This is a genomic window from Pseudoroseomonas cervicalis ATCC 49957, assembly GCF_000164635.1.
In the GTDB taxonomy this organism is placed as follows: domain Bacteria; phylum Pseudomonadota; class Alphaproteobacteria; order Acetobacterales; family Acetobacteraceae; genus Pseudoroseomonas; species Pseudoroseomonas cervicalis.
The window spans coordinates 1,118,109-1,127,577 of record NZ_GG770777.1 but is presented as its reverse complement, the minus strand read 5'-3'; the positions used below and the strand labels follow the sequence as shown (position 1 = coordinate 1,127,577).

Genomic DNA, 9,469 nt, shown 5'->3' with positions numbered 1-9,469 from the left:
GGTGCTCTCGGCCGGGCGGCGCTGGCCCCCGTGGCGCGCTGGCTGGGGCGGCGCGGCGCCAGGCTGGTGCACATGATGCGCCCCGGTTTCGGCGCGGCAGAGTTCGACCTGCTGGTGGTCGGCCGGCACGATTCGCCGCGCGGGGCGGCGAACCTCTTCCCCATCCTCGGCGCCTGTCACCGGATGAGCCCGGCGGCGCTTGCCGCCGCCCGCGCCGAATGGGCGGAACTCGCTGCACTGCCGGGGCCGCGCGTGGCGCTGCTGCTGGGCGGCGCGGTGCGGGGGGAGGGGCTGGACCCCGGCCTCGCCGCCGATCTGGCGCGGCAGGCGGCGGGCATGGGCGGCAGTGTGCTGGTCACCACCTCCCGCCGCAGCGGCGCGGCGGCGGCGGCCGCCGTGGCGGCGGCGCTGCAGGGCGTGCCGCATGCCCTGCATGGCTGGGGCAGCGCCGGGCCGAACCCCTATGCCGGCTTCCTGGCCTGGGCGGATGCGGTGATCGCCACCGGCGACTCGGTCTCCATGCTCAGCGAGGCCCTGGCCACCGAGGCGCCGCTCTTCATCGCCGAGACCACCACGGCCCCGCGCCACCGCCGCCTGTGGCAAAGCCTGTACGAGGCGGGGCAGGCGCGGCCGCTCTCGGCCGGGCTGGCGCCGTTCGCGCGCGTGCCGCTGGATGAGGCGGCAAGGGTGGCGGCGGAAATCAAGGCCAGGGGGTTGATTTAAGAGATCTTCTTTTTCTGAAGAAAAAGAAGCAAAAAGACTTTGTTCGTTTGGCGTCCCGCCTCAGGCCGTAGGCGGGACGCCAGCGGATGAAAGTTTTTTGGTTCTTTTTTTCAAAAAAGAACTCTTTCCTTCTGTCCCTCTTGCCGCGCTCACTCCGCTGGCTAGGCTCCGCGGGCCCGATCGGAGGAAAGCTCATGTCCCGCAAATACCGCATCGCCGTCGTGCCCGGGGATGGCATCGGCAAGGAGACCGTGCCCGAGGGGCTGCGCGTGCTGGACGCCGCCGCCCGCCGCTTCGGCTTCGAGCTGGAGCTGGCGCATTACGACTGGTCCTGCGAGACCTACGCCCAGACCGGCCGCATGATGCCGGAGGACGGCATCGAGCAGCTGCGCCAGAGCGACAGCATTTTCCTGGGTGCCGTGGGCTGGCCGGGCGTGCCCGATCACGTCTCGCTGTGGGGGCTGCTGATCCCGATCCGCCGCGAGTTCGACCAGTATATCAGCCTGCGCCCCTGCAAGCTGATGCCCGGCGCTAAGACGCCGCTGGCCAACCGCACCCCCGCCGAGATCGATTTCTACGTGGTGCGCGAAAACACCGAGGGCGAGTATTCCTCCTCCGGCGGCAAGATGTTCGCCGGCACCGAGCGGGAATTCGTCACCCAGGATGCCGTCTTCACCCGCAAGGGCGTGGACCGGGTGATGAAATACGCCTTCGAACTGGCCATGACCCGGCCGCGCAGGAAGCTGACCAGCGCCACCAAGTCCAACGGCATCACCTTCACCATGCCCTATTGGGATGAGCGCTTCGCCGAGATGGCGAAGAGCTACCCGGACGTGACGACCGACCAGTTCCACATCGACATCCTCTGCGCGCATTTCGTGCAGCATCCGGACTGGTTCGACGTGGTCGTGGGCTCCAATTTGTTCGGCGACATCCTCTCGGATCTCGGCCCGGCGGTGGCGGGCTCGATCGGCATTGCGCCCTCGGCCAACATCAACCCCGAGAAGGCGCATCCCTCGATGTTCGAGCCGGTGCATGGCTCGGCCCCCGACATCGCCGGCAAGCATATCTGCAACCCGATCGGGCAGATCTGGTCCGGCGCCATGATGCTGGAGCATCTGGGGGAGAAGCAGGCGGCGGACGCCATCACCCGCAGCATCGAGACGCTGCTGGCCGAGGGTGGCCCGCGCACCCGCGACATGGGCGGCCAGGCCAACACCTCGGACGTGGGCAAGGCGCTGGCCGAGGCGGTCGCCGCGGCCTGAGGCGGGGCGGCGGAGGGGCGTCCCGGCCCCTCCCGAGTCCCGCCTGGGGGCAGGCGGCCGGCAGCTCCCGGCGCAGAGGAAACTTGAACGCTCATTCAGATGAGCTTATAAAAACGCCGGGACGAGTTGCGACCCATTCTCAACTGGCTCGCAACCGCAGGAGTATGAGCGGATGGGCAACGACTTCAGCCACATCACCCGTCGGTGTGAGCGCGCTGTGGTGACCGCGTATCGTGAGCTGCGCGAGACCGGGAATGACGACCTGTCGTCCTTCCGGGCCTGCACGGCGCTGTACCGGATCCACCACCCCGAATCCTCGGTGAACGAGGCGCGCCGGCTGGTGTCGGAGTGGATCGACCACCACATCGTGCGCGGCGAATCCGGCCCGACCGATGGGTGCGAATGCCCCTGAGGGCTCTGCCCGGCGGGCGATGACCGGCGCGCGGCGCCGATCGGCCTGAGGATATGCCCCGGGGGATCGCTCCCCCGGGTTTTCTGTTTCAGGCCTTGGCCGCGCGCACCTCCGGGTCGAAGCGCACCCCCGGCCGCGCCAGCCCGCCCGAGATGCCGACCGGCGTGCCATCGGCGCGCCAGCAGGCCGCGCCCTCGATCATGCCATCCGCGTGGAAGCGCACCGCGCCCATGCCGCCGCCGATATGCTTCACCCGCTGCACCTTGTGGCCGAGCGCGGTGAGCGCGGGGTCCAGCGTGGCGGCGATGGTCGGCTCCAGCTCCAGCGTGTGGCCATTGGTCCAGATGCGCGGCGCCTCCACCGCGTCCTGCAGATCCATGTCGTGGTCGATCAGGTTGATCACCGCCTGCATGGCCGAGCCGAAGATGCGCAAGCCCCCCGGCAGGCCGAGCGCGAAGCAGGGCTTGCCGTCGCGCGCCACGATGGTCGGCGCCATCGAGGTGAAGACCCGCTTGCCCGGCGCCACCGACAGCGCCTTGCCCGGATGCGGGTCGAAATTGAACATGTAGTTGTTGGCGATCAGCCCGGTGCCGGGGATGGTGAAGCGCGCCCCGAACAGGCTGTTGATGGTCTGCGTCGTCGCCACGATGGTGCCGGCGGCATCCGCCACGGTGACATGCGTGGTGTTGGCGGATTCGGCCAGCACCTCCCCGGGCGGGATGCCGGGGGTCCAGTCCTGCGCCCGGTCCTGGCGCAGCAGGGCGCGGCGCTCGGCGGCGTAGGCCTTGCTGGTCAGGCGCTCGACGGGCACGCGGATGAAGGCCGGGTCGGCCGTCGCCACGCCACGGTCGGCGAAGGCCAGCTTCAGCGCCTCGGCCAGCAGATGCACGGTGGCGGCGCTGCCGGAGCCCAGCGCGGCCAGGTCATAGCCCTCCAGCACATTCAGCATCTGCGTCACATGCACCCCGGCCGAGGAGGGTGGCGGCGGCGCCATCACCTGGTAGCCGCGATACTCGCCGGTGATGGGGGCACGCTCCACCACCCGGTACTCGGCCAGGTCGCGCTCGGTGATCAGCCCGCCGGAGGCCGCCATATGCGCGGCCAGCGCCCGCCCCAGCGCGCCGCCATACAGCGCCGCCGGGCCTTCCTTCGCGATCAGCCGCAGCGACTCGGCCAGCTCCGGCTGGCGGATCAGCGCGCCCACCGCCGGCGGCGCGCCGCCGGGCAGGAAGGTGGCGGCCAGGCCAGGGTCCAGCGCCAGCTCATGCGCCGCATCGGCGATGGCGCCGACCAGATAGGAGGTGGCGCGGAAGCCCTCGGCGGCGGCGCGGATCGCCGGGCGCAGCACCTCCTCCAGCGGCAGGCTGCCATGCTCGGCCAGCGCCCGGCACCAGCCGGCCAGCGCCCCCGGCACGCCCATCGCCAGCACGCCCAGCGCGTTCTTCCGCCCGGCCGTCTCCTGGTAGTCGGGCAGGGTGTCGGAGATCGGCTCGTACATGTCCGGCCGCGCGGCGGCGGGGGCGGTGGAGAGCCCGTCCAGCACCACATGCCGCCCATCCGGCAACCGCAGATGCGCGACACCGCCGCCGAGCGGGCCGACCATCATCGGCTCCACCACGGTCAGGGTGAACAGCGCGGCGATGGCGGCGTCCACTGCATTGCCGCCGGCCAGCAGCATCTCCGCCCCCGCCGCCGAGGCGACGGGATGGTTGGTCACCACCATGCCCTTGCTGGCCAGGGCGGGCTGCTTCTCGCGCGCGAAGGGACTGCCGGCGCGGTGTTTCCAGTCACTCATGGGGCGGTTCCCTGGCAGGCGGCGCCGAAGGCGCGGAAGAGGGCGGTGCTCGGCGCATCCTCGTGGAAGCGCCATTCGGGGTGCCATTGCACGGCCAGCTGGAAGCCGGTCGCGGCCTCGGGCCGCAGCGCCTCCACCGTGCCGTCGGGCGCCAGCGCCTCCACCGCCAGGCCGGGGGCGACGCGGTCCACGCCCTGCATGTGCACCGAATTGACCAGGAAGCGCGCCTGGCCGGTGACCTGCCGCAGCAGCCCCTCGGCCGCGACCTCGTGCCGCATGCGGTAGCGCTCGGCGCTGGTGCTGCCCTGGCCGCGATGGTCGTCGCGCCCCTCCAGCAGATGCAGCCGGCCGTGCAGCGTGCCGCCCAGCGCCACATTCATCTCCTGCAGGCCGCGGCAGATGGCCAGCACCGGCAGGCCGCGCGCCAGCGCCGCGCGGATCAGCGGCAGGGTGGTCGCGTCGCGGTCCGGGTCCTCCAGCTCGCCCTCCGGCGCCGCGCCGCCGCCATAGAGCGCCGGCTGCACATTGCTGGGCGAGCCGGGCACCAGCAGCCCGTCCAGCCGCTCCAGCCAGCCTTCGGCGTCCAGCGCATCGGCCAGTGGCGGGATCAGCACGGGGCGCACCCCGGCGCCCTCGGCCAGGGCGGTCATGTAGCGGGAGGGGGTGGCATGCTGCCAATGCCCGCCCATCTCGCGATGGCAGGCGGGCACGCCGACCCAGGGCCGGCGGGAGGAGTGAAGCGCGGTCATCCGGTCAGGCTCGCGCTGCGCGGCGGGCTTGTCCAGGCCACCCCTTTCCCGCGCCCCCGGCGCGGCCCCATATCGGCGGCGGCAGACAGCAGGAGACGCCATGACACAGGACGACCCCGAGGCGCTGCGCGCCCTGGCCGAGAAGCTGTTCGACGCCGCCCGCGCCGGCGACACGGCCACGCTCGGCGCCGCGCTGGAGCACGGCCTGCCGGCCGATCTGCGCAACGAGAAGGGCGACACCCTGCTGATGCTGGCCGCCTATCACGGGCAGGAGGCGGCGGTGCGCCTGCTGCTGCAACACGGCGCCAGCCCGGACCTGGCCAATGACCGTGGCCAGCTTCCCCTGGCCGGGGCGGTGTTCAAGGGTGCCGCCGGGGTGGTGACGGCGCTGCTGGAGCACGGCGCGGCCGTGGACGCCGCCGGCCCCGATGGCCGCACGCCCCTGATGATGGCCGCCATGTTCAACCGCGACGAAATGGTCGAGGCGCTGTTGCGCGCCGGCGCCGACCGGGAGGCCAAGGACGCCTCGGGCGCCACGGCGGCGCAGATGGCGCGGGCCATGGGGGCGCGGAATGCTTTGAGTGTGCTGGAAGAATAAGACGTTCTTTTTTGGAAAAAAGAACCAAAAAACTTTTTTCCGCTGGCGTCCCGCGTATGGCCATAAGCGGGACGCCAAACGGAAAAAGTCTTTTTGCTTCTTTTTCTTCAGAAAAAGAAGATCTTACTTTCCTGCCCATCTGAGGCTGGCCAGTGCCAGCGCGTCGATCGTGTCCACCAGGGGCAGCCCGATCTCCGCCGATGGCCCTGCCTGGATGCCGAGCGGGATTTCCGTGCAGCCGAGCACCACCGCCGCCGCGCCGCGCGCCTTCAGCCGCGTCGCTGCCTCGGCCAGCGGCGCATAGGCTTCCGCCACGCGGTTCGCCTTCACCAGCGCGATGCCGGGGGAGACGAGCTCGCGCATCTCGGCCTCGTCCGGGGTGATGACGCTGTAGCCGCGCGCCTCCAGCCGCGGCTGGTAGAGCCGCATGGCCAGCGTGCCCGCCGTCGCCAGCAGCCCGACGCGCCCCGAGGCCACGCCCTGCCGCGCCAGATCCTCGGCGGCGGCATCGACAATGTGCAGGATGGGCAGGGGCGTGGCGGCCTGCATCGCCTCGTACCAGCCATGGGCGGTGTTGCAGGGAATGGCGATGGCGCCGCAGCCGGCGGCTTCGAGCCCGGCGATGCCGCGCAGCAGCCAGGGCAGCGGGTCCTCGCCACCCGCCAGCCGCGCCGCGGTGCGGTCGGGGATGCGCGGGTCGGACCAGAGCAGCGCGGGCAGGTGGTCCTGGTCGCGCTCGGCCGGGGTCAGCAGCGTCAGCCGCAGCATGAACTGGGCGCTGGCCAGCGGCCCCATGCCGCCCAGCACGCCAAGAAAGGGCGCGCCGCTCACAGCCCGAGCCCATCCGCCACCAGCTTGATGCCGGTGGCCGCCAGAAGAACATGGATCACGCGGTAGAACACCTTGTCGCTGATGCGCCCCTGCAGCCAGACGCCGAGCCGCACGCCGACCGGCGCCAGCGGCAGCAGCACCAGGCTGGTGAGCAGGTTGCCCAGGCTGAGCTGCCCGAGCGCCGCATAGGGCACCAGCTTGACGTAATTGACCACCCCGAAGAACACGACGGTGGTCGCCGCCAGCTGCGCCCGCTCCAGCCGCAGCGGGTAGAGATAGACCGCGAGCGGCGGCCCGCCGGCATGGGCGATGGTGCTGGTGAAGCCGGACACCGTGGACCAGAACCCGCCCTTCAGCCGGTTGGGCGCGGCGGGCGGCGGCGGCTTGCCATGCCGCGCCTGCCAGAGATTGCGCGCCAGGAAGGCCAGCGCGATGACCCCCACCATCAGCTTGGTCATGCGGTCGCTCATCAGCCCGAAGGCCAGGCTGCCCAGCGCGATGCCGAGCAGCCCGCCGGGGAGGATCGCCCGCATCTCCCGCAGGCTCCAGCGCCCCCACCAGGCGCGCAGCCCGGCGATGTCCATGGCGCACAGCACGGGCAGCGAGATGGCGGCGGCCTGCGGCGCCGGCACCAGCAGCGCCATGGCCGGCACGGAGAGGTTGCCGCCACCCGAGGCGAAGCCCCCCTTGCTGATACCGGTCACCAGGATCGCGGGCACGGCCAGGGCGTAGAACCAAGGATCGGTGATGAGGAGCACGGGCTGACGGGACCGGGGCAGGGGTGTAAGCACAAGGTGCAACGCCTCCTTCCTGCCGCCAAGGTCCCCGAATGGAACATATGTCCGACCCGCTCTGGCTTGCGGGCCTCGCTTTCGCCATGGCCGTGACCGGTCTCCTCTCCGGCACGCTGGCCGGGCTGCTCGGCGTCGGCGGCGGCATCGTCATCGTGCCGGTGCTGTTCAACATCTTCCCGCTGCTCGGCATTCCCGAGACGGTGCAGATGAAGCTGGCGGTGGGCACCAGCCTGGCCACCATCATCCCGACCTCGATCGTCTCGGCGCGCAAGCACTACGCCAAAGGCGCCATCGACACCGGGCTGCTGAAGGCGATCTGGCCGTCCATGATCATCGGCGTGGCGCTCGGCACGGTGGCGGCGATCTGGCTGCATGGCGATGCGCTGTCGGCGGTGTTCGCCACCATCGCGCTGCTGGTGGCGGTGAACATGGGCTTCACCGGCGTCGACTTCAAACTGCGCGACACCACGCCGCGCGGCGCCGGGCTGTGGGGCATTGGCGGCTTCATCGGCACCGTCTCGGCCATGATGGGCATTGGCGGCGGCACGGTGGGCGTGCCGATCCTGTCGATGTTCGGCACGCCGATCCGCTCGGCCGTCGCCACCTCCTCGGTCTTCGGGCTGATCATCTCGATCCCGGCGACCATCGGTTTCCTGTATGGCGGCTGGGGGGCGCATGACCTGCCGCCCTATTCGCTGGGCTATGTGAATTTGATCGGCTTCGCGCTGATCGTGCCCAGCTCGATCCTGGCGACGCCCTGGGGCGTGCATCTGGCGCACACCATCCCGCCGCTGGCGCTGAAGCGTGCCTTCGCGGTGTTCCTGGCGATCACGGCCGTTCGCATGTTCTACGGCCTGCTCTCCTGACGCCGAGATGACCGGGCGCGGCCTCCGCCGCCGCGCCCGGCCATGCTACAGCCCTCGCCGGAGCCGCAGCGGGCGAGGGAGGCGGGGGTGGCGAGTCGGGAGGATGGACGGGCGGAACGCAGGACCCTCACCGCCTCGATCCTGCTGACCATCCTGCTGGCGCTGGCCGGCATCGCCTGCGGCCTGCTGGTCAATTCCAGCTCCATCCTGTTCGACGGCGTCTATTCGCTGGCCGATGCGGCGCTGACGCTGCTGGCGCTCGGCGTCTCCGTGCTGCTCGACCGCGGCGAGACGCGGCGCTTCCAGTTCGGCTTCTGGCACCTGGAGCCGATGCTGGTGCTGCTGAACTCCACCGTGCTGGCCCTGTCCTGCGGCTATGCGCTGCTCGGCGCGGTGAACGACCTGCTGGGCGCCGGGCGCAGCGTCGCCTTCGGCCCCGGCCTCTGGTACGCCGCCGGCTCCGGCCTCGCCGCCCTGGCGCTATTCCTGGTGATGCGCCGCCGCGCCCGCGCCCTCGGCTCCGAGCTGCTGGCGATGGATGCGCGGGGCTGGCTGGTCTCCGGCCTGCTCAGCCTGGCGCTGGGGGCGGGGTTCCTGGTGGCCGGCGCGCTGCAGGGCACGCGCCACGCCGCGCTGGTGCCCTATCTCGACCCGGCCCTGCTGGCGGGGATGACGCTGCTGCTGCTGCCCCTGCCGCTCGGCGCCGCCTGGCGCGCCGGCAAGGAGATCCTGCAGCTGGCCCCGGCCGGGCTGGATGGCGAGGTGCGGGCGCTGGTCGCCGGCATCGCCGAGCGGCATGGCTTCGAGGCCTACACCACCCATGTCGCCAAGACCGGGCGGGTGCGCTTCGTCGACATCACCTTCCTGGCCGGGCCCGCCCTTGCGGCGAAGCCGCTGCAGGAGTTCGAGGCGGTCCGCGCCGAGATCGCCGCGGCGCTGGGGGCGGAGCCGCCCGGCCATTGGCTGAACATCGACTTCACCACCGACCGGCGCTGGCTGTAGCGCGCCTCAGGCGCCGGCCGGCGGCGCCTTCTCCTTCTCGCCCCAGCTCTCCCAGAATTTGCGGAAGCCTTCCTGCAGCTCGCTGCCCTCCGGCATATGGCCGCGCGCGGCGTGGAAGCGGCAGAGATACTCGGTGAAGCCGTAGCCCAGCCCATAGGTGGTGCTGCCGGCGACGGCGGCGGTGATGGCGCCGCCGGCCAGGCTGCCGAGGCCCGGGATCAGCTTCAGCACCTGCCCCGCCACCATGCGCCCGCCGGCCGAGGTGGCCAGCGCGCCCGCCAGGCTCGCCGCCATGGCCAGCATGTTCTTCTGGTCCATGGTGACGCCCATGGCCACCGCGATGGCGGCCACCATGCCGACATTCACCGCGAAGATGCCGGCGGCATCGGCCACCGGCACCGGCACGGCGGCCGCCGCCGCGGCCGAGGCGGCGG

11 protein-coding genes are annotated in these 9,469 nt (G+C 71.5%); 6 read left to right on the top strand and 5 right to left on the bottom strand.

Annotated elements, in window-relative coordinates; all coding sequences use genetic code 11:
• From HMPREF0731_RS04900 to HMPREF0731_RS04890, 3 genes are all read left to right on the top strand, one after another.
• Positions 1-723 (top strand): ELM1/GtrOC1 family putative glycosyltransferase (locus HMPREF0731_RS04900; protein ID WP_007002924.1); only part of this gene is annotated, 723 nt, incomplete at its 5' end.
• Positions 724-917: 194 nt separating this feature from the next.
• Complete coding sequence (locus HMPREF0731_RS04895) at positions 918-1,988, top strand: tartrate dehydrogenase (protein WP_007002923.1); 1,071 nt, start codon at positions 918-920, stop codon at positions 1,986-1,988.
• A gap of 172 nt (positions 1,989-2,160) precedes the next feature.
• Positions 2,161-2,400: a hypothetical protein gene (locus tag HMPREF0731_RS04890; RefSeq protein ID WP_007002922.1), complete on the top strand. Its 240-nt coding sequence runs from the start codon at positions 2,161-2,163 to the stop codon at positions 2,398-2,400.
• Between the two features lie 88 nt (positions 2,401-2,488).
• On the opposite strand, the gene ggt is transcribed toward HMPREF0731_RS04890, so the two are convergent.
• Together ggt and HMPREF0731_RS04880 are read right to left on the bottom strand one after the other, a co-directional pair.
• On the bottom strand, positions 2,489-4,195 hold the full coding sequence (gene ggt, locus HMPREF0731_RS04885) for a gamma-glutamyltransferase (protein WP_007002921.1): 1,707 nt from the start codon (positions 4,193-4,195) through the stop codon (positions 2,489-2,491).
• Positions 4,192-4,944 (bottom strand): gamma-glutamyl-gamma-aminobutyrate hydrolase family protein, encoded by a 753-nt coding sequence (locus tag HMPREF0731_RS04880; RefSeq protein ID WP_007002920.1) that lies wholly within the window; start codon positions 4,942-4,944, stop codon positions 4,192-4,194. Before HMPREF0731_RS04880 ends, ggt begins: the two co-directional genes overlap by 4 nt.
• Positions 4,945-5,044: 100 nt before the next feature.
• Here HMPREF0731_RS04880 and HMPREF0731_RS04875 point away from each other — a divergent pair, with 100 nt between their 5' ends.
• Entirely contained in the window at positions 5,045-5,542 is a 498-nt protein-coding gene (locus HMPREF0731_RS04875) for an ankyrin repeat domain-containing protein (protein ID WP_007002919.1), read from the top strand.
• 123 nt (positions 5,543-5,665) lie between these two features.
• Here the strand turns inward: HMPREF0731_RS04875 and cuyB are convergent, their stop codons facing one another.
• Both cuyB and HMPREF0731_RS04865 read right to left on the bottom strand, forming a co-directional pair.
• Positions 5,666-6,373, bottom strand: coding sequence for a cysteate racemase (gene cuyB, locus HMPREF0731_RS04870; protein WP_007002918.1), 708 nt, complete (start codon positions 6,371-6,373; stop codon positions 5,666-5,668).
• A complete protein-coding gene (locus tag HMPREF0731_RS04865; RefSeq protein ID WP_007002917.1) occupies positions 6,370-7,131 on the bottom strand; it encodes a sulfite exporter TauE/SafE family protein in 762 nt (253 codons plus the stop codon). Before HMPREF0731_RS04865 ends, cuyB begins: the two co-directional genes overlap by 4 nt.
• An 80-nt stretch (positions 7,132-7,211) precedes the next feature.
• On the opposite strand from HMPREF0731_RS04865, the gene HMPREF0731_RS04860 reads away from it, so the two are divergent.
• Both HMPREF0731_RS04860 and HMPREF0731_RS04855 read left to right on the top strand, forming a co-directional pair.
• On the top strand, positions 7,212-8,033 hold the full coding sequence (locus HMPREF0731_RS04860) for a sulfite exporter TauE/SafE family protein (RefSeq protein WP_157135927.1): 822 nt from the start codon (positions 7,212-7,214) through the stop codon (positions 8,031-8,033).
• An 87-nt stretch (positions 8,034-8,120) separates the two neighbouring features.
• Complete coding sequence (locus HMPREF0731_RS04855; protein ID WP_040611922.1) at positions 8,121-9,035, top strand: cation diffusion facilitator family transporter; 915 nt, start codon at positions 8,121-8,123, stop codon at positions 9,033-9,035.
• Between the two features lie 6 nt (positions 9,036-9,041).
• Here HMPREF0731_RS04855 and HMPREF0731_RS04850 read toward each other — a convergent pair.
• A partial coding sequence (locus HMPREF0731_RS04850) for a DUF697 domain-containing protein (protein WP_007002914.1) occupies positions 9,042-9,469 on the bottom strand: 428 nt, incomplete at its 5' end.

Excerpts from the sequence above, each read along its gene's own strand:
- HMPREF0731_RS04895 (WP_007002923.1), top strand. The coding sequence starts at position 918 with ATGTCCCGCAAATACCGCATCGCCGTCGTGCCCGGGGATGGCATCGGC.
- HMPREF0731_RS04890 (WP_007002922.1), top strand. The coding sequence starts at position 2,161 with ATGGGCAACGACTTCAGCCACATCACCCGTCGGTGTGAGCGCGCTGTG.
- ggt (WP_007002921.1), bottom strand. The coding sequence starts at position 4,195 with ATGAGTGACTGGAAACACCGCGCCGGCAGTCCCTTCGCGCGCGAGAAG.
- HMPREF0731_RS04880 (WP_007002920.1), bottom strand. The coding sequence starts at position 4,944 with ATGACCGCGCTTCACTCCTCCCGCCGGCCCTGGGTCGGCGTGCCCGCC.
- HMPREF0731_RS04875 (WP_007002919.1), top strand. The coding sequence starts at position 5,045 with ATGACACAGGACGACCCCGAGGCGCTGCGCGCCCTGGCCGAGAAGCTG.
- HMPREF0731_RS04860 (WP_157135927.1), top strand. The coding sequence starts at position 7,212 with ATGTCCGACCCGCTCTGGCTTGCGGGCCTCGCTTTCGCCATGGCCGTG.